The sequence below is a fragment of the Nocardia otitidiscaviarum genome (genome assembly GCF_007362295.1).
Classification (GTDB): Bacteria; Actinomycetota; Actinomycetes; order Mycobacteriales; family Mycobacteriaceae; genus Nocardia; species Nocardia otitidiscaviarum.
Genome location: NZ_CP041695.1, coordinates 4,200,471 through 4,222,632, shown reverse-complemented (window position 1 = coordinate 4,222,632; position 22,162 = coordinate 4,200,471). Strand labels below are relative to the sequence as shown.

General features: G+C 68.4%; 23 protein-coding genes. 12 read left to right on the top strand and 11 right to left on the bottom strand.

Annotated elements, in window-relative coordinates:
* Positions 1–2 precede the first annotated feature (2 nt).
* The gene (locus FOH10_RS36385; protein WP_244961272.1) at positions 3–1,085 is read left to right on the top strand and encodes an ethanolamine ammonia-lyase subunit EutC; all 1,083 of its coding nucleotides are present in this window, start codon (positions 3–5) and stop codon (positions 1,083–1,085) included.
* 62 nt (positions 1,086–1,147) lie between these two features.
* Here FOH10_RS36385 and FOH10_RS18770 read toward each other — a convergent pair whose 3' ends face one another.
* On the bottom strand, positions 1,148–1,579 hold the full coding sequence (locus tag FOH10_RS18770; RefSeq protein ID WP_143981719.1) for a DoxX family protein: 432 nt from the start codon (positions 1,577–1,579) through the stop codon (positions 1,148–1,150).
* 100 nt (positions 1,580–1,679) lie between these two features.
* On the opposite strand from FOH10_RS18770, the gene FOH10_RS18765 reads away from it, so the two are divergent.
* Positions 1,680–2,255, top strand: coding sequence for a TetR/AcrR family transcriptional regulator (locus FOH10_RS18765; RefSeq protein ID WP_143981718.1), 576 nt, complete (start codon positions 1,680–1,682; stop codon positions 2,253–2,255).
* Positions 2,256–2,269: 14 nt separating this feature from the next.
* On the opposite strand, the gene FOH10_RS18760 is transcribed toward FOH10_RS18765, so the two are convergent.
* Positions 2,270–3,859 (bottom strand): Na+/H+ antiporter, encoded by a 1,590-nt coding sequence (locus FOH10_RS18760; protein WP_221937842.1) that lies wholly within the window; start codon positions 3,857–3,859, stop codon positions 2,270–2,272.
* Between the two features lie 68 nt (positions 3,860–3,927).
* Here FOH10_RS18760 and FOH10_RS18755 point away from each other — a divergent pair, with 68 nt between their 5' ends.
* The 3 genes from FOH10_RS18755 (at position 3,928) to FOH10_RS18745 (ending at position 6,756) form a co-directional block, all read left to right on the top strand.
* Complete coding sequence (locus tag FOH10_RS18755) at positions 3,928–5,043, top strand: sensor histidine kinase (RefSeq protein ID WP_143981716.1); 1,116 nt, start codon at positions 3,928–3,930, stop codon at positions 5,041–5,043.
* Positions 5,040–5,687 (top strand): response regulator transcription factor, encoded by a 648-nt coding sequence (locus FOH10_RS18750; RefSeq protein ID WP_143981715.1) that lies wholly within the window; start codon positions 5,040–5,042, stop codon positions 5,685–5,687. The genes FOH10_RS18755 and FOH10_RS18750 overlap by 4 nt, the downstream gene beginning before the upstream one ends.
* Before the next feature lie 85 nt (positions 5,688–5,772).
* Positions 5,773–6,756 (top strand): DUF418 domain-containing protein, encoded by a 984-nt coding sequence (locus FOH10_RS18745; protein WP_221937841.1) that lies wholly within the window; start codon positions 5,773–5,775, stop codon positions 6,754–6,756.
* On the opposite strand, the gene FOH10_RS18740 is transcribed toward FOH10_RS18745, so the two are convergent.
* Entirely contained in the window at positions 6,728–7,561 is an 834-nt protein-coding gene (locus FOH10_RS18740; protein ID WP_143981713.1) for an MHYT domain-containing protein, read from the bottom strand. The two genes, FOH10_RS18745 and FOH10_RS18740, sit on opposite strands and share 29 nt — an antisense overlap.
* A gap of 382 nt (positions 7,562–7,943) precedes the next feature.
* On the opposite strand from FOH10_RS18740, the gene FOH10_RS18735 reads away from it, so the two are divergent.
* The gene (locus FOH10_RS18735; protein ID WP_221937840.1) at positions 7,944–8,909 is read left to right on the top strand and encodes an alpha/beta fold hydrolase; all 966 of its coding nucleotides are present in this window, start codon (positions 7,944–7,946) and stop codon (positions 8,907–8,909) included.
* A 104-nt stretch (positions 8,910–9,013) separates the two neighbouring features.
* Here the strand turns inward: FOH10_RS18735 and FOH10_RS18730 are convergent, their stop codons facing one another.
* The gene (locus FOH10_RS18730) at positions 9,014–9,958 is read right to left on the bottom strand and encodes an alpha/beta hydrolase family protein (RefSeq protein ID WP_143981711.1); all 945 of its coding nucleotides are present in this window, start codon (positions 9,956–9,958) and stop codon (positions 9,014–9,016) included.
* Between the two features lie 150 nt (positions 9,959–10,108).
* Between FOH10_RS18730 and FOH10_RS18725 the strand changes: the two genes are divergently transcribed.
* Entirely contained in the window at positions 10,109–10,705 is a 597-nt protein-coding gene (locus tag FOH10_RS18725) for a TetR/AcrR family transcriptional regulator (RefSeq protein ID WP_143981710.1), read from the top strand.
* On the opposite strand, the gene FOH10_RS18720 is transcribed toward FOH10_RS18725, so the two are convergent.
* From FOH10_RS18720 to FOH10_RS18710, 3 genes are all read right to left on the bottom strand, one after another.
* Complete coding sequence (locus FOH10_RS18720; protein ID WP_143981709.1) at positions 10,659–11,954, bottom strand: hypothetical protein; 1,296 nt, start codon at positions 11,952–11,954, stop codon at positions 10,659–10,661. The genes FOH10_RS18725 and FOH10_RS18720 overlap by 47 nt on opposite strands.
* Positions 11,951–13,144: a coiled-coil domain-containing protein gene (locus tag FOH10_RS18715; protein ID WP_143981708.1), complete on the bottom strand. Its 1,194-nt coding sequence runs from the start codon at positions 13,142–13,144 to the stop codon at positions 11,951–11,953. Before FOH10_RS18715 ends, FOH10_RS18720 begins: the two co-directional genes overlap by 4 nt.
* A gap of 225 nt (positions 13,145–13,369) precedes the next feature.
* Positions 13,370–13,945 (bottom strand): CGNR zinc finger domain-containing protein, encoded by a 576-nt coding sequence (locus FOH10_RS18710; protein ID WP_143981707.1) that lies wholly within the window; start codon positions 13,943–13,945, stop codon positions 13,370–13,372.
* A gap of 82 nt (positions 13,946–14,027) precedes the next feature.
* On the opposite strand from FOH10_RS18710, the gene FOH10_RS18705 reads away from it, so the two are divergent.
* The 3 genes from FOH10_RS18705 (at position 14,028) to FOH10_RS34875 (ending at position 16,222) form a co-directional block, all read left to right on the top strand.
* Entirely contained in the window at positions 14,028–15,203 is a 1,176-nt protein-coding gene (locus FOH10_RS18705; protein WP_143981706.1) for an epoxide hydrolase family protein, read from the top strand.
* A 301-nt stretch (positions 15,204–15,504) separates the two neighbouring features.
* Positions 15,505–16,080, top strand: a complete 576-nt coding sequence (locus FOH10_RS18700; protein WP_186000528.1) for an ADP-ribosyltransferase — start codon at positions 15,505–15,507, stop codon at positions 16,078–16,080.
* A gap of 1 nt (position 16,081) precedes the next feature.
* Positions 16,082–16,222, top strand: a complete 141-nt coding sequence (locus FOH10_RS34875) for a hypothetical protein (RefSeq protein ID WP_186000527.1) — start codon at positions 16,082–16,084, stop codon at positions 16,220–16,222.
* A 296-nt stretch (positions 16,223–16,518) separates the two neighbouring features.
* On the opposite strand, the gene FOH10_RS18695 is transcribed toward FOH10_RS34875, so the two are convergent.
* Complete coding sequence (locus tag FOH10_RS18695) at positions 16,519–17,934, bottom strand: RNA polymerase sigma factor (RefSeq protein ID WP_039815454.1); 1,416 nt, start codon at positions 17,932–17,934, stop codon at positions 16,519–16,521.
* Positions 17,935–18,080: 146 nt separating this feature from the next.
* Positions 18,081–18,839 (bottom strand): polyphosphate--glucose phosphotransferase, encoded by a 759-nt coding sequence (ppgK, locus tag FOH10_RS18690; protein ID WP_143981704.1) that lies wholly within the window; start codon positions 18,837–18,839, stop codon positions 18,081–18,083.
* A 141-nt stretch (positions 18,840–18,980) separates the two neighbouring features.
* Here ppgK and FOH10_RS18685 point away from each other — a divergent pair, with 141 nt between their 5' ends.
* Positions 18,981–19,907, top strand: coding sequence for an inositol monophosphatase family protein (locus FOH10_RS18685; protein WP_425326089.1), 927 nt, complete (start codon positions 18,981–18,983; stop codon positions 19,905–19,907).
* 155 nt (positions 19,908–20,062) lie between these two features.
* Here FOH10_RS18685 and cei read toward each other — a convergent pair whose 3' ends face one another.
* Positions 20,063–20,737 (bottom strand): envelope integrity protein Cei, encoded by a 675-nt coding sequence (gene cei / locus FOH10_RS18680; protein ID WP_039815451.1) that lies wholly within the window; start codon positions 20,735–20,737, stop codon positions 20,063–20,065.
* A 379-nt stretch (positions 20,738–21,116) separates the two neighbouring features.
* On the opposite strand from cei, the gene FOH10_RS18675 reads away from it, so the two are divergent.
* Complete coding sequence (locus tag FOH10_RS18675) at positions 21,117–21,419, top strand: DUF4193 domain-containing protein (RefSeq protein ID WP_029924101.1); 303 nt, start codon at positions 21,117–21,119, stop codon at positions 21,417–21,419.
* Positions 21,420–21,642: 223 nt separating this feature from the next.
* Here the strand turns inward: FOH10_RS18675 and FOH10_RS18670 are convergent, their stop codons facing one another.
* On the bottom strand, positions 21,643–22,113 hold the full coding sequence (locus FOH10_RS18670) for a DUF3093 domain-containing protein (protein WP_029924102.1): 471 nt from the start codon (positions 22,111–22,113) through the stop codon (positions 21,643–21,645).
* Positions 22,114–22,162: the final 49 nt, after the last annotated feature.

The following is a 22,162-nucleotide window of genomic DNA, read 5'->3' as shown; positions in this document are numbered from 1 at the left end:
CCGTGCGCGGCGATAGCCTCCGTACCGATACTGCCCGTACGGGTACCTCGGAGGAGTTCTGGGCCGAGCTGCGGCGCACCACCCAGGCGCGCATCGGGTTGGGCCGCACCGGGGACGCGCTGCCCACCGAACGGGTGCTGGACTTCCGGGCCGCGCACGCGGCGGCGCGGGACGCGGTGCACACGCCACTCGCGGTGGACGACCTGGCCGCGCGGGTGGCGGAGCTCGGTCTGGGGCGACCGACGCACGTGCGCAGTCGCGCGGCGGACCGATCGGAGTATCTGCGCCGCCCGGACCTCGGACGACTGCCCGCGATCGCGGCGGGTGCGGTCGAGCGGAAGCGCACGAGCGCGCCGGAAGCCGCCGCATACGCCGTCGAGCCGCATTCCGTCGCGTCGAATGCCGTCGCGTCGAATGCCGTCGCGACGGATCCCACCGCGACGGATGCGCCAGGGAGGGATGCACCAGGGACGGCACGTACGCCCTCTGCGCGCCCCGTGGTCGGGGAGACGCTGTCGTCCTCGGCGGGTGGGCGCACCGGTCCGGGCATCGAGATGGATCCGAGTAGTCATGTCGGGCAGAGGGTTTCGGCGTCACCCGGAACCGGGGCCGATATCGGTTTCGTGCTCGCCGACGGTTTGTCGCCCCGGGCGCTCGCCGAACACGGTGTGCCCATGCTGCGGGCACTGGTAGCGGTGCTGGGGGAGCGCTACACCCTCGCTCCGCCGGTCATCGCCACTCAGGCGCGGGTGGCGCTGGGTGATCACATCGGTGAAAGCCTCGGTGTCGCAACCGTTCTGGTACTCATCGGGGAGCGTCCCGGACTGTCGGTCGCCGACAGCCTCGGCATCTACCTCACCCACCTGCCGCGTCCGGGGCGGGCCGACTCCGAGCGCAATTGCATCTCCAATATTCACCCGCCGGAAGGGCTCGGCTACGAGCGGGCGGCGCGGGTGGCGGCGGGGCTGGTCGAGGGCGCCCGCGGACTCGGGCGCTCCGGTGTGGATCTGAAGGACACCTCGGTGAGTGCGCTGGTTCCCGGTGCCGACGCGTTCGTCCTCGAGGCGGGTGGCGCGCAGGTGTGAGCCGACAGGCGATCGCCCCCCGCATTCGTGCGGGGGGCGCCCGGTGCGCCTGGCGGATTCCGTCAGAATGCGGCCAGTACGCAGGCGGCGAGGAAGACGCCCTGCACCACCGTGCGGGCGGGCAGCGGCATCGTCTTGACCCCGCCGCCGGTCCGCGCGGCTCGGATATTGGCCGGGAACATGACGATCAGCAGCGCCGCAAGGCACGCGGCGGCAACCGGGGCGACCGGCGGCAGCAGTAGGCCCACCGCACCGGCCGCCTCCAGGACACCGGTGAGGGTGATCATGGCCGCCGCGTTGGGGAAGGCGGGCGGGACCATGGCGATCAGGGCGTCACGCTTGGGCTGGGTGAAATGCGCGCTCGCGGTGAGCAGGAACATGGCGGCCAGACCGACGCGTGTGGCGTGTGGCCAGGAGTCGAGCCAGTCGACACCGAGCAGGCCGATGAGGCGAGACAGTCCGGTGACGACGATGAGGGCGATGAGTGGCGCCATGGGGCACTCCTGAGGGGCGAGCAGTGAATCTTGACAATGACTAGATTAGAAGCCGTGGCGAGAACTTGTCAATGACAAGATTTGGCGTCAGGATCGAGAGATGACCAAGAGCGCCTACCATCACGGCGACCTGCGCGCCGCGCTGCTGCGGGCCGCGGCCGACCAGATCGCTCAGGACGGCGTGGACGCGGTATCACTGCGCGCCCTCGCCCAGCGGGCCGGAGTCTCCCATGCCGCGCCCGCCCATCACTTCGGCAACAAACAGGGGCTGCTCACGGAACTCGCCATCGAGGGATTCGAGCTGCTGGCGGCGCAATTGCATGGCGCGGCAGGCGATTTCCGAGCCGTTGCGCTCGCCTACATCGGTTTCGCCCGGCGCTGGCCCGGCCATTTCGATGTCATGTTCCGACGCGACCTGCTGTGTGTCGACGATGAACGGCTGATCGCGGCGCGCCGTCGCTCCGGGGCGGAATTACGTTCCGGCATAGCGGAATTGGGTATCGAACCGGAGGATCGCCGGGCCGGTCAGCTCGCGGCCTGGTCGCTGGTGCACGGTTTCGCGCATCTGTGGCGCGAGGGCGCGCTGGTGGGATCGGATCTCGGGGGCGACGACCCCGAGGCGTTGGCGCTGGCCATGGTGTCGGCCGTCCGATTCGAGAGTGGTACCGCCGACTGACCGGGCGGCCGAGATCAGGGCATGGGGTTGGACCGCAGGTCCAGGCGGCGCATCACCCGGTCCACCACATCCGGTGGGATACCCGGTTCGCGGCGGGCCGTCAGGGCTTCGGTGCGGCCCGCCTCCATCACCTCGTGGGTGATCCGGCGCATCTCGGTGGTGAACCTCAGGGTCTTGTCGGTGGCGAGGCGGGCCTTGTCGTCGGCCGCCTCCGGATCGGCCTGGGCCAGGCGGCGTTCGAAGGATTCGCGCAGTCGAACGTAGACGTCCTCCGGCAGATCCTCGGTGGTCGAAATCTGTTTCAGGCGGGCCAGTTCCGCATTGAGGACCCGGGTCCACAGTTGGCGTTCCAGGGTGCGCTCGAGTTCTGTGTCGGCGTGCACACCGGTCGCGCGCACCACGGCGGGCAGTGTCGGGCCCTGGAGCAGCAGGGTGAACAGCACGACGGCGAAGGCGGTGAACAGGATCTCGGTGCGTCCGGGGAAGGGCTCGCCGTCGGCGGTGGTGAACGGCACGGCGAGGGCCAGCGCGACCGTCGCCACACCGCGCATCCCCGCCCACCAGGTGACCAGGGTTTCCCGCCAGGTGTACGGCTCATCCTTGTCCCGGGTGCGCCACCAGCCCTGGAAGACCGCGGTCGTGCCCAGCAGCCACAGCAGGCGCAGCCCGACCACCACCGCCACCACGGCGGCCGCGCCGGTGAGGAAGCGCGGCCAGTCCGGGCCGGTGGTGCGCAACACGGTGCTCAATTCCAGGCCGATGAGGCCGAAAGCGAAACCGGTGACCAGCATTTCGGTGATCTCCCAGAAGGAGTCGCCCACCGTCCGATAGGCGCTGTCGCTGAAATCCGTTGCCGCGTCGGTCAGATACAGTGCGCTCACCAGCACCGCCAGCACTCCCGAACCGCCGCGGGCGTCGGCGATGCCGTAGGCCGCGAAGGGCAGCAGCAGGCCCAGCGCCACCTGCCACGGCGCTTCGCTCAACCGCTTCATGAGCATGGTGCCCAGCCAGCCCAGCGCCAACCCCACACCCACCGCGACCAGCGCCGACAGCACGAACTCCCAGGCTGCGCTCCACGCCGAGAACGTCCCGGTCAGCACCGCCTGAACGGCCACCGTGTAGATGACGATGGCGGTGACGTCGTTGAACAGCCCCTCACCCTCGAGCACCGACACCAGGCGGCGCGGCAGCCCCAGCTTGCCCGCCAGCGCCGAGACCGCCACCGGATCCGGTGGCGCCACCAGCGCGCCCAATGCCACCGCCGCGGCGATCGGCACCGTCGGGAACATCTCGTGGAACACCCAGGCCGTGGCCGCCGTGGTCACGATGACCAGCACCACCGCCCGCATGACGATGGCACTCCAGTTGTCGGCGAACTGCCGCCACGAGGTGCGCCGCGCCTGGGCGTAGAGCAGCGGCGGCAGCACCATCGGCAGGATCAGCTCCGGATCGATGTGGATCTCCGGCACCGAGGGAATGAGGGCAAGCACACACCCGAAGGCCGTCATGAGCACGGCCGGAGCCTGTCCTATCCGCTTGCCCAGCGGCTGCGCCAGGATCGTCGCGAACAGGACCAGAAAGATCAACTCCAACTGGTGGTGCACCCCCGCCAGTTTGCTGTCGATGCGCTGGATTGTCGAACCGGCTCGCTGGGCCCGCTAGGGTCGGGCCTATGCGTCGCCTCCTGTTCGCGCTGTGCGTGCTGCCCGCCGGGCTGGCCGCGCTGCTGGAGTTGAATGCCACGGGGTCGCTGTCGTGGACGGGCGTGGACGCGGGCGGGGCGGCGCTGGGGAGTTGGGCCTGCTGGACGGCGGCGCGGGAGGACGCGGTGCCGCTCACCCGACGCGCCGGGGTGGTGGCCGCCCTGGCGGGGCTGGTGCTCGTGATCGTCGCGGTGAGCCTGTGGTCGCCGGGCGGGCACGGTTGGGCGGTGGCCTCGGCGTGGGTGGCCGTGGTCGCCAGCGGGGTGACCGCGTCGCGGATCGCCGGCATCGCCGACGCCGGGCTCACCGGTGCGCTGGCCGTCGCGGCGGTCGGCTCGGCCTTCGCCCTGCGGACCGCCGACGCGCCGACGGCGGTGTTGATCGTCACCGTTCCGACGGTCACCGCGCTGGGCATCGGGTTGCTCGTGCGGGCCCAGCGCCAGCGGCTGGTGGCCGAGCGCAGTGCGGCCGTCGCGGGCGAACGTGCCCAGATGGCAAGGGAACTACACGATGTCATCGCGCACGAGGTAATGGGGATGGTGGTGCTGGCGCAGGCCGCACAGGCGGGAGCGGGGGAGCGGACCCGGCCGCTGCTGGAACGCATCGAACAGTCGGGGCGGCGGGCACTGGGCGATATCCGTTCGCTGGTCGACACCCTGGGCGACGGTGCGGGCTCACGCGGCACCTACGACCTCGACGATCTGGTCTCGCGTTTCGCCGATACCGTCGCCGCCGAGGTGGTGTCGGACATCGACCCGGACCTGCGTGACGCCGGAGTGGCCGATGCGGTGCTGCTGGCGGCGCACCGGGTGCTGGCGGAGGCGTTCAACAACATTCGGCGCTATGCCGCCGACGCGAGCCGCATCGATACGGTGGTGCGGCTTCGTGGTGCCGAGTTGATCGTCGAGGTGTGTGACAACGGTTCCGGGACAGCGGGATTGGGTGGCGGCGGTGGCACCGGGCTGACCGGGCTGACCGCGCGGACGGCGGCGGTGGGCGGCAGCGTCACCGCGGGCCGCCGGCCCGACGGCCGCTGGCTGGTGTCCGCGCGGCTCCCGGTCGATGGAAAGGCTGGCGGGATATGACGATTCGGGTACTGGTGGCCGACGACCAGGAGATGGTGCGCATGGGCTTCGCGCTGATCCTCGACAGCGCGCCCGATATCGAGGTGGTGGCCCAGTGCGGCGACGGTGTCGCGGCGGTGGCGGCCGTGCGCGAGCATCGGCCCGATGTGGCGCTGCTGGATATCCGGATGCCGCGGCTGGACGGACTCCAGGTGTGCCGCCAGATCAGCGGTGAGACGCGTGTGGTCGTGGTGACCACCTTCAACGACGACGACTATGTCGACACCGCGCTCGCCCACGGGGCGACCGGATTCCTGCTCAAGGACTCCGGTCCGGACCTGTTGCTCGCCGCCGTGCGTGCGGCCGTCGCCGGTGACGCCCTGATCGGCCCGGAACTCACCACCGGGCTGCTGCGCCGCACCCACGCCCGCGCGGGCCGCCGGGTGCCGCCCGAACTGGCGGCCGCGATCGCCGCCCTCAGCCCACGCGAACTGGAGGTGACCCGGCTGGTGGGGGAGGGTGCCACCAATGCGGAGATCGGGGAGCGGCTACACCTGTCGCTCGGCACGGTGAAAACCCATATCGCGAGCGTGCAGCGGCGGCTGTCGGCGCGGAACCGGGTGGAGGTGGCGGCCCGCGCCTGGCGGGCCGGGCTCATGGACTGAGATCGGCCGATCGGCCGAGGCGGGCGGGCGGATACCGGCCGTTCGGCCGATGCCGGACGGATGCCACGGCGGCCAGCATGAGGGTATGCGACGACTGCCGAGCCTCGATGTCCTGCGTGGATTCGCGCTGTGCGGAATCCTTTTCGCCAACGCGCCCGCCATCCTGCGGCTCGATCCGGTGCGCGACGGTGTGCTCGATCCCGTTCCGCCGGTGCTGGAACTCGCCGTGTACGGGCGGTTCTTCCCGCTGTTCTCGCTGCTGTTCGGGATCGGCTTCGCGCTCATGTGGCGCTCGGCCCGCGGCCGGGCGGCGGCGCCGCGCGTGGTGCTGTTGCGGCGGATTCTCGCCTTGGCGGCGCTGGGTGCGCTCCATCAACTGCTGCAACCGGGGGAAGCGCTGCTGCCGTACGCCATCGCGGGGCTCACGGTGTTGCTGCCGTCGACGTTCCTGCCGCAGCGGTGGGCGATCCCGGTGACCGGTGCGGCGGGTGCGCTGCTCACCGTCGCCGGGGTCGCGCAGGGTGGTGGCCTGGTGCTGGTGCCCGGGCTGTTCCTGCTGGGGTTCGCGGCGGGCCTGGCCGATCTGCCGCGACGATGGGAAGCCGTTGCGGGTCCGGCACTGCCGACAGCCGCGCTGGTGTTGGTATCGGCCAGCGCCGCCGGAATCCTGTGGCAGTGGGGGCATCCGGAGGCCGGTGCGGCCGTCGGGCTGTTCATGGCGGCGACCTATGCCTGCCTCGTGTCGATGCTCACTCGCACAAAGGGTTTCGCGGTGATCACCCCGGTGCTGGCGGCGCTGGGCCGCACGGCGCTCACCAACTATGTGGCGGCCACCCTCATCGTGGTCGGCCTGCGCTTCGCCGCGCGGCCCCTCGGCATCGTTCCGGACGCGCCGCGGGCCTGGTCGCATACGGTCGCGCTGTGTCTGCTGATCCTCGCGGTTCAGGGGGTGGTCTCCCGGTGGTGGCTGAGCCGCTTCGACCAGGGGCCACTGGAGTGGTTGCTGCGCAAGGCATCGTGGGCCGGGGCGGCCCCGGCGGTCAGGGTCGGTAGCGCGGCGGCTGCGTAGTCGTGGTCCGGGGTGCGGCCGGGTTGCTGCCGGCCAGCGACCACGGTTCGGGCGCCGGCGTCCGCGGCGGCGTCTCGCGGCGGCTGCGCTCGTCCACCTCGGTCAGTCCCACGTGGATGAGCAGGACCAGGGTCACCATGCTCACCGAGATCATCAGCGGCGCAAGCAACTCCATGGCTCCCGCGCCGGAGGGCGTGGTCGGGTTCGCCGCGTGGTGCGCGCTCATGGCCGCCATGCCGGTGTAGTGCATGCCGCACACTGCCACACCCATGATCAGGGCCGCCCCGATGGTGGCGAGGATTCCGTTGATGTGCAGCGTGAACCACAGCGCCACCGTCGCCGCCACCACCGCGATCACCATGGACAGCGTGACCAGGCCCGGGTCGTACCGGACGATCGCATCCGATTTCATGGCGTACATTCCGGCGTAGTGCATCGCACCCACGCCCGTTCCGGTGATCGCGCCACCCACCGGAAGCTCCCAGCGCCCCCGCCGTTCCCGCGTCACGATGGACAGTCCCAGCCACACCACCACCATGGCGATCCCGGCGCTCAACAGCGTGATGGGTATGTCGTAGCGAATCGTGGCCCCGTGAATCGAGAATCCGAGCATGGCGATGAAGTGCATCACCCAGATCCCGGTGCCCCCGATGGCCACCGCCGCCGCGATCAACCACCCGCGCCGTCCACCACCGGCCCGTGCCCGCGCCGTACACCGCAATCCGAGCAGCGAGCCCGTGACGGACATGACATAGGCCAGTACGGGCGTCACCCACCCGTAGCTGAAGTGATGAATTTCGAGCACACGAACTCCATTGCCGGAACAGGGCTTTGGCGCTTCACCGCCGCGATCGAGCGCGAACCTTACCGCCCGGTAGCGGCTTTGTGAAATTGAAAGGCCATTTTTCCTCGAAACTCGTTCCAGGTGGTGATAGCTCGAAGTTTCCGCAGGTGGCGAGCTATTCCCCCGCGAACGTGGGAATCGTCCGAGCCGTGGTTGACGGTCTCGATTTGCTGGAACTGCAAAGTCGCGTGCCAAACGGCGGTCGGTGCGGCGACACTGGGCGCGTTCTCGCCGCCGGTCCGGCTCGGCCCGGCGACGGCGGTCCGGGCGGCCGCCTGCTGCTCCGCCCTGAAAGGCGCATATGGTCAACGCAACTCGGCCCGCCACGGCCCGCTCGGCTCGCATGACGGCGTCCGTCCTGTTCACCTTCCTGCTCGGTGTCGGAGCGTGTGCCCCGACCGCCGCCGACATCGCCCCATACGCGGCCGTCACTCACGAGGATCCCGCGTTCGCGAACGTTTTCCGCCACGAGTTCGCCGATGTCGACGGCGTCCGCATGCACTACGTGACCGGCGGCAGCGGCACCCCGGTCGTCCTCATCCACGGCTGGCCGCAGACCTGGTACGGCTGGTGGCCGATCATGCCCGCTCTCGCCGAGAATCACACCGTCTACGCCATCGACCTCCCCGGACTGGGGGACAGCGTTGGCTCGCCCACCGGCTACGACAAGGCCACCCTCGCGCGGTACGTGCACACACTGATCGCCGATCGGCTCGGGGTGCACGACGCGAACGTCGTAGGGCACGACTTCGGTGCGGCGGTCGCCTTCCAGTACGCGGCCCAGTTCCCTTCCGACACTGCACGTCTCGGCTACTTCGACCTTCCGCTTCCTGGCCCCGCGATCGATGCGTCCACCTATCGATCGATGAGCTGGCATATCGCCTTCCATGCCCAACGGCGGGTTCCGGAGGTGGTGGTCGGCGACGATGTCCGTGCGTACCTGGCGCTGTTCTATCCGCAGGTTTCCTTCGGCGGCACCGCATTCGGCGGCACATCGGACCGGTCCCCGTTCACCGATGCCGAAATAGATGAATTCGCACGCACTTACGGACGTCCCGATGCGCTGTCCGGTGGTTTCGAGCTCTACCGCGCTCTCGACCAGGATGTCCGCGACACCACCGCCGCATCGCCGACTTCCGTTCCGACGCTGCTCCTGACCGCTCAGGGGCAGCTGGACGCCGTGCGAGCCACCGTGGCCCCGCGCATCACCGATATCGTGCGGGCGGCGGATGTGCCGCACGCCGGACACTGGCTGGTCGAGGAGAACCCCGAGTTCGTCAGCGCGGAACTGCGGCGGTTCCTCGGCTGAGGGCCACCGGTGCGGATCAGACGGGGCAGTGTCCGGCGAGGGCGTCGCGGGCTACGGCGAGGAATGTCGAATCGGCGGGCTCCACAGCGGGAGTCTCGGCGCGGCTATTTGGTGTCGATCCGGCCGATCGGTTCCGCGGCCTGCGCCAGGTCGGTCCGCAGCTGTTTCCAGTCCGTGTCGTCGATGCCGAGCACGTCGCGGAGAAAGGCTCGGGCGGCGCGCCGGATGAGCGCTACCCGCTCGGGGCTCTCGTCGGTGGTGTCGCGGGCGTTGTAGCCGTGGATGCCGCCGAGGGAGTGCTCACCGCCGTGGATGGTGAGCAGGCTCTGCGCGCCCGGACTGTGGGTGTAGGCGTCGGTGAACCAGTCCGGCCCGCGTGTCGAGAGGTGGGATTGGTCGTGGTCGCCCGCGACCACCAGTGTCGGGGTGGTCAGGGCGGCGAAGTCGGGACTCATGAAGGGGAAGTGCTCGGCGGCGAACGGTGTCAGGCTGTCGCCGCCGATGCCGGTGGTGGCAAGCAGCACACCGGCTTTCACGCGTGGATCGGTCAGGTCGGGTCCGGGTCGCCCGTCCGCGTCGAGTGCGCGCGCGCCGAGCAGCATGCCGACCGTCTGGCCGCCCCAGGAATGCCCCGCCACCGTGATGCTGTCGTGGTCGACGCGGTTGCCGAGTCCGGGGATCGCGGTGACGATGTGGTCGAGTTCGTCGAGCACCCGCGTGATGTCGGCGACGCGGATCCGCCAGATATCCGGGTAGCGCGGGTCGGCCATGGTCAGGCCCAGGGTTCGGGAATCGAGGAAGGTCGGCTGCACGACGACGAAACCGTTGCCCGCCCAGTAGTCGACCAACGGGTCGTAGGCGGACATCGATTCGCCGAAACCGTGCGCGAACACGATGACCGGCAGGCCGGTCCCGACGGCGGGTGCGGACACGCGCACCTGGAGGTCGTGGCCGCGTTCGGGTGCGGGCAGCACAACCGGTTTGACGCTGATGACGGGCGTGGACAGTGCGGGTACGGCGCTGGGGGCCGCCAGATCTGGTCCGGGCATGGCTTTTCCTTCGATAGCGGTGAACGCCCCACTGCGACGGTGCGGCCGATGACCGCGCGAACCGCCGATATACTCATAACCGGAGCGCTGTTCCGAATATACGGAGCAGTGTTCCGCTTAGCAAGTGCTGTCATCGGAAAGGGACGTCACATGGACGCAGGCGACCGGACTCCACCCGCCGCCACCTCGGCCAAACGTGCCGACGCGCAGCGGAACGAGCGCGCCCTGCTCGACGCCGCCGCCTCGGTCTTCCTCACCCACGGCGTGGACGCACCGGTCCGCCGCATCGCCGCCGCCGCGGGCGTCGGCATGGGCACCATCTACCGCCATTTCCCCACCCGAGCCGACCTCATCGCCGCCGTCTACCGCCACCAGATAGCAGCCTGCGCCGAAGCCGCCCCCACCCTCCTCGCCACCGAACCCACCCCCTTCACCGCCCTCACCCGCTGGATCGACCTGTTCGTAGACTTCCTCGTCACCAAACACGGCCTGGCCGCCGCCATGCGCACCGACCCCGAAGGCTTCACCTCCCTGCACACCCTCTTCCTCGACCGCCTCCTCCCGGTCCTCGACACCCTCCTCACCGCCGCCCGCGCCGCCGGCGACATCACCACCGACATCCCCGCCTACCAACTGATGCGCGCGGTCGGCGACATCTGCGCGGGCGCGGAAACCGCCGACCCGGATTACGACGTGCGGTTCACGATTCGGCTACTGCTGGAAGGGTGTCGGCGGGTGGGGGAGTGAGTGTGTCCGACAAGAGGTCTGCGATGGTGACCGCCTCCGGCAGGGTCCACGTCGCGGCCTCCGCGGCGAGTAGCTGTTCCCACGACGGTGCTCCGGCTTGTGCACGGGTTGCGGCGTCGGAGCGGACTCTCAGTGCGAGCATGCCGATCCGCATGAGCACGGGAAGATTGAGATGTCGTGCGGCGACGACGGTTTCACCGGCGATGGCTGCTGCGGCGGTCTTCGACACGCTGATCGCTCCGGCTGCGGCGTGCGCGGCCAGCAGCAGTTCGGTGCGGTTGGCTGTTGCCGAGGTGGTCAGGCGTGCCGTGCCTGTGGAGCGATAGGCGCGCAGGTGGGTGTGGGTTCGAATGATGGCCTCGGTGGCGAGCATTCCCAGTCCGGGAGTCAGCATGCCGGAGCGGAGATTCAGCCCGTCACCGGAATTCGTGCCGGCGTAGGCGTCATTGGCGAACTTCCGCAGGTCGTGGTTCGGCATCTCGCAGAGGAGCGTCCAGCCCGGCAGCGGCAGGTTCATCGGGGTGACGAAGTCGGCTGCCCAGTGCTTCAGCAACAGCGCGACCGCGAGATGGGGTTCGGGTGCTTGCGCAAACGGCAGTCCAGAGCGCGTCGCCGTGACGTGTTCGACCATCCGCTGCCCGTCGTTCCACCAGGTTCCTTCGAATGTTCCGGTGCGGATTTGCTCTAGTGCGGTGAAGAAGCGGCCGATGTCGTGGCCCGCGGACCGGGCGCGATGCGCCGGACCACCGAATTTCGGGCCGGTGTAGTCGATGGGAAGTCGGGCGGTCTCCCTCTCCCAGCGGCGCACCAGGTCGCTCTTCTTCAACACGGACAGGCCATTGAGGACTGCGGCGTCCACATGGTTGTCGTAGAGGTTGCCGAGTGCGCCGATGAGCCCGGAGATTCCGACGACCACCAGATCACTTCGTTCCCATGGAATCCGCTGGGCCGCCCGCCATGCATCGAGCTGTGCGAGCGCGATCGGGTCGAGCATGTCGGACAGTTCGGGCTCACCCCATCCTTCGGCCGCTCGACGGTCCTCGTGACGGGCCGTGAGTTCGGGATAGGTGAGCTCGGTCGGAGTATTCGCTACGCGCTCCCTCGCCGCATGGTCGGTCGGCTGGTTGGAAAGCGCTGACGCGGCGATCATTTCGATGTCGTCGAGGTCGCGCGTGAGTGCGTCCAGGTTGCCGAGGTAGGCGTCGTCGATCGGCGAGATCCGGTCGCTGGAATCGCGGTCGGCGCTCATGCGGCGTCCTCGAGGTCGTCTGCGAGGTTGGCGACCCCCTGGGCGAGGTTCTCGACGGTCTTCTTCTCGCCCTCGAGATCGTAGAGTTCGGCGAGCAGAGCCTGGAGTTCGTCGTTCTCTGGTCCGGTGACGCGCTCCTTGAGCCGGTCGGCGACGACCCGGAAGCGGGCGACGCGATCCTCGGCCGCGAGGCGCTGCCCCCGCTCCGCGTTCAGCTCCGCCTGCTTGATCTCGAGCTGCGCACGGAGGGCGTCGATTCGCTCGGCGAGAGCCACGACGGTCTTGCCGAGGTTGGTGACCCGTTCTCGGAGGCTGACGATGACCGCCTTCGCCGCTTCCTCGTTGCCGTCGACATCGCGAAGTACGAGTTGGGTCACGACGTGGAGTCGGATGGCGTCGGCTGCGATGCGAGCCGCCGTGAGCCCGGATGCCTTACCCGCGAGCGTGACCGCTCCGGCTCCCACCGCGCCACTGAATCCGGTGATCAGGGCCGCCCCACCGGCCATACCGAGACCACCGGCGGCAATGGAACCGCCGCCGATCGCGGCCAGGCCCGCAGACGTCGCGGCCGCGCCCGAATAGCCGAGAACGAGCGCTCCGTACGCTCCTCCGATCGCTGGTGCGGCGAGACCGCCGGTCAGGATGCCGAGACCGAGACCGGCCCCGGCGAGGAGCGCGTACTTGCCCCAGCTACCCGCCTTCGACAGCGTCTTGATCGCGTCCCTGTATGCGGTTTCCACCGCGTGCAGATCTTCGGGATGCAGCGGGTCCAGGGATCGATGAGCGGCGATGAGAGCCTCGGCACGAACGGTCTTCTCCCACTTGCCCTCGACCCACGGCTCGAAGCCGTACAGGTCGATGAGCAGCAGCAGGGCTCGTGACCTTCGCGTTACGACCGAGAAGATATCCGGCCCAGCGGATTCGAGCGCTTCGAGGTTGGGAGATTCGCCCTCCACCACGATCTGGTCGACGGCCTCGGCGACAGCGGGCGACCAGTCCTCCCGATTGCGCTGCATGATGGCCGCAACCGCGTTGTCGCGGAACGAATTGCGGATCTCGCGCTTGGATGGTAGGTGCTTGCCCTTCGATGCGGCGATGTCGCGCTGCATCATCCGGTATTGCCACACCGTGAGGACGAAGTCCTCATCGGGCGTGAGCTCGAGCTTCTTCTGCACCAGCACCGCGTCCATGCGCTCGACAGTAGCGAGACGATCCGACCGGAAACGGCAGTTCCGAGCGACGGATTGCGAATTACGTTACAGACTGGCCGAAATCGATGCAGTCGCGCCACGGATGGTGCTCACCTAGCTCGGCAAGGACCTTCGCTTCGTCGCGTATGCACTGGATGTCGGGTGCGGTCGCGGCGAACCACATCGACGCTCCTGGCAGCCCAGTCGTGGCGATCTGTTGTTCGTTCAAGCCCCCGCCCCTGCCGCGTTGCGCTGGTTCGCGATGAAGCGCGCCTTCTTCTGCCGGTTCCCGCAGGTATTCATATCGCACCATCGGCGGGTGCGGCTTCGGCTGGTGTCGAAGAAGGCGGCTCGGCAGGTGGGGGAGGCGCACAGGGCCAGTTTTCCGTCTCGTTCGCCTGCCAGGATGCCGATGGCGTCAGCGGCGATCACGCCCAGGGCGTCTTCTATGCAGGACGGTGAGCTGAGTCGCCATTGCCGGGTCCCCTCGGGGGTCAGGATCGGTGCGGCTCGGCCCTGCATGCTGCGGTCATTGATGATGTGGACCGCTGCTACCGGGAGGGGGGCGTTGGTGGCGGCCGCGGTTGCCGCGGCGTGGATGGATTCCCTGAGTTCCCAGGCGAGTTCGAGTTGGGCGGCGGTGCAGGAATCCACGGCCAGTCCGCTCACCACCAGCCAGTCGACGAGTCGCTGCGGGGTGGGAATGCGCTCCACGGCGTTGCCGTGACGTTCCGACAGAGTCCCCGTGAAGCTGGTCGCCAGCACAGTGCCGAGACGGAATTCAGGGAACCGGGCAGCCATGGAACCACCATAGCCGGTTGCGCGTCGAGATTCCGCCGTGTTAGAACCGGCATAGCCGGTTCCACGATGGCCAGGAGGTCTCATGTCCCGACCGACCAGCGATGTGCGGGTATTCGAAGCCCACGCACCCGACGCCGAGCTCGACGAACTGCGCGCGCGTTTGGCCGCGGCGCGACTACCCGAAGCCGAGACGGTCCGCCGCCCCGCACCCGAACCTCGCCGCTGGGACCAGGGCGTGCCCCTCGCGGATCTCGTCGATCTCGTGGAGTACTGGCGCACCGGATACGACTGGCGCTCGTTCGAAGCGCGCCTCAACCGGATCGGCCAGTTCCGCACGACCATCGACGGCGTGGGGATCCATTTCCTGCACCGCCGATCCACGCGCACGGACGCCACCCCGCTGCTCATCACACACGGCTGGCCGGGCAGCATCGCCGAGTTCGTCGATGTGGTGGACGAGCTGGCGGAACCGAAAGACCTTGCGGCTCCGGCATTTCACGTCGTAGTACCGTCGCTACCGGGATTCGGCTACAGCGACAAGCCCGCCACCACCGGATGGGGCATCGAAAAGATCGCTGCCGCATGGGTGGAACTGATGGGCAGACTCGGCTACCGCGAATTCCTGGCCCACGGCGGCGACTGGGGCGGAGTGATCACCACGGTTCTCGGCGGCAGATTCCCCGACCACGTTCTCGGCATCCACACCGTGACCCCGCAGGCCCCGCCCGGACTGACCACGGACGGGCTGACCGCGACCGAGCGCGCCTGGACCGAGGAAACCCGCGAATTCTGGGGCAGTCGCCGCGCGGCCTACGCGAAGCAACAGGCGGCCCGCCCGCAGACCATCGGCTACTCACTCGTCGACTCCCCGGTCGGCCTGCTCGCCTGGATCCTCGACAAATTCGCCGAGTGGACCGATACCGAGGACAGCCCCTTCGAGGCGATCTCCCGCGACAGAATCCTCGACGACGTCACCCTCTACTGGCTGACCCGAACCGGCGCCTCGGCGGCCCGCATCTACTACGAGAGCCACAACTCACTCGACCCCGAACTGCGCGTCGACGTCCCCTCGGCGATCACGGTGTATCCCCGCGATATCGAGAAGTGCCCGCGCCCCTGGGCGCAGCAGCGGTTCCGGCAGATCGTTCGATGGACCGAACCCGACACCGGGGGACACTTCCCGTCGCTGGAGGTACCCGAGTATTTCGTCGAGGATCTGCGAGAAGGTCTCGCGGCCGTACTGGCCGCTGGTCGGTGAACGCGGCTCGGGGCGAGACAAGGTGCCGGGCCTCCACTATTGGCCGAGGCGGAGCGGCCGGATACGCCTGCGGGCCGCTGAGCTCGGCTCAGTGGCTCCCAAGCACGTGATCGCTGATCCAGGTACTCGCACACTAGGATCGGTTGGACGATCTGCTATGCGGAGACCGTTGAGGTGACCCGGTGGACGCCAACTCGCCCGATACCCTTGACTGACGATTGCAGATCGCTCCGTGCGAACGGCCACACGCTATGCGCGGGGTGCATGCTGTTTTCGCGTTGTCATGCGGGACAATCCGCATGTGGCGGGTGTTGATGACGAGACCGACGCTTTTCTGACGACCCGACTGGCCGATTCGGCCCTCATAGGTCAGGATCACTTCCTACTCACCCCCGAGGAGAGCGGAGCAATCCGCGCTTACGCCTACAACTTCTTCGAACAGATCAATAGCGCACTCTGGGACGGCGGCGAGAGGTCGCCACTGGTGGCGCGCTACATCGACCTGATCAGGTCGGGTCTTGCGAAGTACCCGCTTCCCGAGCAGGTGCGTGTCACCCGCGAAGCTGTCGCTGCCGACTTCGGCATCGTCGATGAGGAATCAGCCTACGCGCTGGTTGAGGAGGAGATCAGGCACCGAGGGTTCATGTCGACGTGCGGCCTGGCATATCCGCCGCGCTCGGTCCGTCACCGCCCAGCGGTGATCGTGGACTTGATCGTGCCTGCGGGTACCCCCGCGCTACGGTTGGGCGATCTCGCCACCGTGAAGGAAGAGCGGGAGGTGCTGCTCATCGACGCGCGTAGTTACTTCATCAGTGGTGTCGAGTGGGATGAGGCGCGTAGCATGTGGCGTATCCAAGGATTCGTGAGGGAGGCGTGACATGGGAGCCTTGACGCAGGAGACTATGCGCGTCGAGCGTGTGCAGCTGACGCCTGAACAGCGCGAAGAACGGCGCCGTGAGGCCGAGAAATTGGGTATCAAGATCCGTAAGCGCAGCGGGACCGGCAAAGCCGGCAAGTAGCCAGGATCCGAAAACTGTCGCGAACCCGCGGAGCAGGAGTCTCCAAGTAACCGTCTGAACCGACTACGAATCGGCAGCGACTACGGCGCGGAACAACGAGGGCCTGTAGTAGTGCGCGAGCTACTCGCGGAACCCACGTCGACTCTCTGTCCCGTACGCGCTTGGCACCGTTCCCTTGGAGATGAGAAGTCCTGGGGCGCAGGGCATTCTGTATGTCGCAGGATGTAACGCTGTACTCCGCGTCGAATACGGCTCGGGCCGCAGAACTACTGTTCTGCGGCCCGACTCGTGCGGAACTAATCCAGATAATCCCGCAAGACCTGGGAGCGGCTCGGGTGGCGGAGCTTGCTCATGGTCTTGGATTCGATCTGGCGGATGCGTTCGCGGGTGACGCCGTAGACCTGGCCGATTTCGTCCAGGGTGCGGGGCTGGCCGTCGGTGAGGCCGAAGCGGAGTCGGACTACGCCTGCTTCGCGCTCGGAGAGGGTTTCCAGGACGGACTGGAGTTGGTCCTGGAGGAGCGTGAAGCTGACGGCGTCCACCGCGACGACGGCTTCGGAGTCTTCGATGAAGTCGCCGAGCTGGCTGTCGCCCTCGTCGCCGATGGTCTGGTCCAGGGAGATGGGTTCACGCGCGTACTGCTGGATCTCGAGGACCTTCTCGGGCGTGATGTCCATTTCCTTGGCGAGTTCCTCGGGGGTGGGCTCGCGGCCCAGGTCCTGGAGGAGTTCGCGCTGGATGCGACCGAGCTTGTTGATGACCTCGACCATGTGCACCGGGATGCGGATGGTGCGGGCCTGGTCGGCCATGGCGCGGGTGATGGCCTGCCGGATCCACCAGGTGGCGTACGTGGAGAACTTGTAGCCCTTGGTGTAGTCGAACTTCTCGACGGCGCGGATCAGACCCAGGTTGCCTTCCTGGATCAGGTCCAGGAACGCCATGCCGCGGCCGGTGTAGCGCTTGGCCAGCGAGACGACCAGTCGGAGGTTGGCCTCCAGCAGGTGGTTCTTGGCGCGGTTGCCGTCGCGCATGATCCAGTTCAGATCGCGGCGCAGCTGGACGTTGAGCTTCTCACCCTTGTCGGCGTACTCCCGGATCTTCTCCGTGGCGTACAGACCGGCCTCGATGCGCTTGGCGAGTTCGACCTCCTCCTCGGCATTGAGGAGGGCGACCTTGCCGATCTGCTTGAGGTAGGCGCGGACCGAGTCGGCGGAGGCGGTGAGTTCGGCGTCCTTGCGGGCCTGCCGCAGCGCCTCGGACTCCTCCTCGTCCCAGACGAAGTCGCCGGACGCCTTGTCCTTGGCGGTCGGCTCGTCGGCCTCCTCCTCGGTTTCGGCTTCGGCCTCCTCGGCCTCGTCCTCGGCCTCGTCGTCCTCGACTTCGAGCTCCTCGTCGCCGAGGTCCTCCTCGTCGACCTCGAGGTCGCCCAGGTCGTCGATTTCCAACGACTCGTCGTCGAGGTTCTCGGTTTCGGCGCCGTCGGCGCCCTCACCGGCCTTCTTGGGGGCCGCCTTCTTCGCGGCCTTGGTGGCCTTGGTCGCCTTGGCGGTCTTCTTCGCGGCGGTCTTCTTGGCCGCCGTCTTCTTGGCAGCGGCCTTCTTGGCCGGAGCCTTCTTAGCGGCAGCCTTCTTGACCGGCCGTGCTGCGGTGGTGTCTGCGGAGTCGGCAGCGTCGGCCGATTCGGCGGTCTCTCGGGTATTCGTGGCTACCACGTACGCCCTTTCGTGACGGTTTCGTGCGGCGTCACGCCAGAGTGGTCATCCGGCGGAGCGGTTCGGTCGGGGGTTCCGGCAATCGCCGGGTTGGCTTTCCGGCTCACCGCCGGGCTTGTTCCATTGTAACGATCGAACCTGGCTGCTTACGGTGCGATACCGGCATCGACGGCCATGGCGGCTCCGACGATGCCCGCGGTGTTCTTCAAATCGGCCGCCACCACGGGGGTTCTGTTGGTCAGCAACGGGATCCACTGCTCATAATCCCGACTGATCCCGCCGCCCGCCACGAAGACATTCGGCCAGAACAGATTCTCCAGGGTGACCAGCACCTTGCTCACCTCCTCGGCCCACTGCGGGTAGGTCAGGCCGAGCCGATCCTTGATCGACGCGGCGGCGAGATGCTCGGCCTCTTGGCCGCCGACCTCGACGTGTCCGAGTTCGGAGTTGGGCATCAACACGCCGTTGTACATCACCGCCGATCCGATACCGGTGCCGAAGGTGAGCAGCACCACCAGACCGGTCAGTTCCTTCGCTGCGCCGTAGCGGTCCTCGGCGAGTCCGGCGGCGTCGGCGTCGTTGAGCACGGTGACCTCACGGCCACCCAGTGCCGCGGAGAACAGGGCGCGGGCGTCGGTGCCGATCCAGTTCGGGTCGATATTGGCGGCGGTGCGGGCGATGCCGCCGATCACCACGCTCGGCAGGGTGATGCCGACCGGTCCCTCCCATCCGGCCTGGGCGACCAGCTTCGCCACCGCCTCGGCGACGGCGTTCGGGGTGGACGGCTGCGGCGTCGGAATCTTGATGCGCTCGTGGACCAGTTCGCCGTCGGCGAGATCCACCGCGGCTCCCTTCACCCCACTGCCACCGATATCGATGCCGAACGCGTGCCCCCGAGCGGACATGACGACTCTCCTCGTTCTCTCCTGATAGGCCGGTACATCATCGTGGTCGCCCGCCACATCGCGTCCCGCACCGGCGTATGAGCTGTGTCGTGCCCGACAAGCCTAATGCGCGTTTCGCCGGATCTGTGCTGCGATGGATGCGTGCCGGACTCCGATTTCACTTCGACTTCCACTTCGACCTTCACTTCGACCGCATCGAACACCACCGACGACCCCGATGGGACCGATATCGCCGAACTGCGCCGTGTAGCGGTACTTCTGGCCGAGACCGCCGCCGCGCACGTGCGCTCCCGCCGCCCCGAGGTCTTCGGACCGCACGCCCGCGAATCGGACGCCGTGCAGGCCAAGAGCACGCCGACCGATCCGGTCACCGTCGTGGATACCGAGACCGAACAGTTGGTTCGCAAACTGCTGGCCGAACTGCGCCCACACGATCGCGTGGTGGGGGAGGAGGGCGGCGGCTCACTCGACGGCGACGCCGTGCACTGGGTGGTGGACCCCATCGACGGCACCGTGAACTTCCTCTACGGCATCCCGGCCTACGCCGTCTCGGTGGCGGCCATGCGGGACGGGCGTTCGCTGGCGGGAGCGGTGGCCGACGTGGCGCACGAGGTGATCTACAGCGCGGGGCTGGGGCAGGGCGCGCACCGGCTCGAACCCGGTGCGGACCCGATCCCCTTGCGCTGCAATGCCGTGGACAGCGCCGCCATGTCGCTGGTGGCCACCGGCTTCGCCTACGCGCGCCACCGCCGCACCCGGCAGGGGCGGCTGATCGCCGAACTGCTGCCGCATATTCGCGACATTCGACGTGTCGGGGCGGCCGCGCTGGATCTGTGCATGGTCGCCGAGGGGCGCGTGGACGCCCACTACGAACACGGTTTGAATCTCTGGGACTGGGCCGCGGGAGCGCTCATCGCGGCGGAAGCCGGTGCGCGCCTGCGCCTTCCGGCTCCCGAGGCGTCCGGTGCCGAGGGCGCGCTGACGGTCGCCGCCGCGCCGGGCATCGCCGACGAGCTGTTCGGGCTGCTGGAGGAGCTGGGCGCGACCGAGGCCATTCCGGAGAGCTGAGGCATACCGGGCGGCTGACGGCGGTACGGGGACGGCTGGGGCGCTGTATCGCACGGCTGGGGCGCCGGACAGGCGTGGGGCCGTGAACCACGGTTCACGGCCCCACGTCGATCGGGCTGGACAACCCACCGGGCGGCAGGTTCGGAGAACTCAGGTCAGCACTTGGCCGTCCGTGCGGCGTCGAGCAGGGCCGGGTCGATGGCCGGTTCGCTGCCGGGTGCCGGATTCTTCAGCGAACGCAGCACCTCCTCGGCGTCGGTGCTGGGCCGCACGTCGCGGAACAGCGAGCCGAGCACCAGGTCCACGCTCTCGTCGGTGCGCTGGTCCTCGATGAGTTCGGCGCAGGGCGCCACCAACTGCACGGAGGCGGCGGCCGCGCGGCCGTTCACGCCGTAGCGGATCTGCCCGCTGCACTCCAGATCGCCGTTCACGTACACCGTATCGTTACCGAAAGCCTCTGCCGCGGGCGCGAATCCGAGATCGCTGAGCTGCGAGGCCACATGGGTGGCCTGGCCGCGCTGGCCGTTGGCGTTGAGTACGCGGACCTTGGTCTGGGCCAGTGCCGCCGGTTCCACATCTCGCAGCCGCGAGGGGGACACCCGCTGACCCAGTTCGGTCGCCGCGGGGGCGTCGGTGCTCTGCGCGGGGCTGGGGGAGTTGCAGCTCATGGCGCCGGAGTCGCGCGCGTCCCGGGTGAGCGCGCCCCACCAGACGAGCAGGCAGATCACGGCGAGCGCACCCACCAGCGCCGCCCACGGTTCCCAGCGGCGTCGGATGAAGGGTCGGCCCTCGGAATCGGTCGCGGTGCCTCGAGTGATCAGTGAAACCACCCTCACACTCTACGAAAAGGTCTCGCTCACGGTGCGGAAGGTCTCGGCGAGTTTCAGCAACGGTGACGATTGCCCCTCAGTTTCGACTCGTGTGTGTTTTGATTGCGACTTTTGTCGTGGGGTCCGCTATTGTCTGGCGGCCAGATCGGATCATCCGAGGTGAATCGGGGGTGCGATTTCGGGAACAACAAGGGCATGTCCTGCGTTGACCGAGCGCGATCAGGGACGGATCCACCGGGTCCGGACCGGTCAGTGACCGGTGTGCGTCGTGACGTACACCACGGGCGGGGCGGTGCACCCCGATCCGATTCCCCTCCAGGGGGTCGGTGAGATGTGCGTCGGTCCGGGATATACGGAGTAAGGACGAGGGGAAGACGACATGGCAACCGACTATGACGCACCGCGGCGCAGCGAGACCGACGAAGTGTCGGAGGACTCGCTGGAAGAGCTGAAGGCTCGCCGCAACGAGGCCGCGTCCGCTGTCGTGGATATCGACGAGTCCGACACCGCGGAGTCGTTCGAGCTTCCCGGCGCGGACCTGTCCGAGGAAGTGCTCTCGGTCCGGGTGATCCCGAAGCAGGCCGACGAGTTCACCTGCTCGAGCTGTTTCCTGGTGCACCACCGCAGCCGACTGGCCGAGGAGCACGGTGGCCAGCTGATCTGCATGGATTGCGCGGCCTGAGAGCCGGACACTGTTCGGCGAGGGGAATTGGAGTCCGCGCTCGGACGGCCGAGCGCGGTCAGGACCGTGTCGAGTTCCGCAGCGCGGCTCGACCAGCCCAGGTCCACCGTGACCAGCGCTGCACGACCTTGTCGGGCCCACTCGGCGTGTCCCGACGCGGCAGGGGTTCGACCGAGCCCCGCACGACCTGCCGGGTCCACCAGCGCGGCCCGGCCGACGGGGGTCATTTACCGAGCGCTGCCAAGACCTTGTCGGGCCGACGCGTACTGACCAACCAGTACGGCGTCGGGTCGTCGGGGTCGTCCAGCACCAGCAGCACCATGGGGCCGATCCAGGCCCGATGCTGGACATAGGCGGCCGGGTCGAGTTGCCGGCCCAGTGCCGCGCTCTTCGCGCTGGCGGGCACCGCCGCCGCCCGCGCCACGAACGACGCGGGCAGATGCGCCCGGTCCGCGCGTAGTTCCGGCACTCCGGCCGCGTCGCGCGTCACCTCCACGCGGTGTCGCGAAAACCACAGCAGCACCCACACCACTATCGGGAACAGCACCGCGTAGGGCAGCCATGCCCGCAATCCCGGTGCGCCCATGTGGATTTCGGCGGCCAGCAGCCCGGCCACGAGGAAGCCGGCCGGCCACCACCACAGCGGCACCCAGAGGCGCTCGCGGTAGAGGGTCGCGGTCTGCTGCTGTTCCATGGTCACCTGTGACGGGAGCTGGTCGGACACGACCCCAGACTAGGTCAAG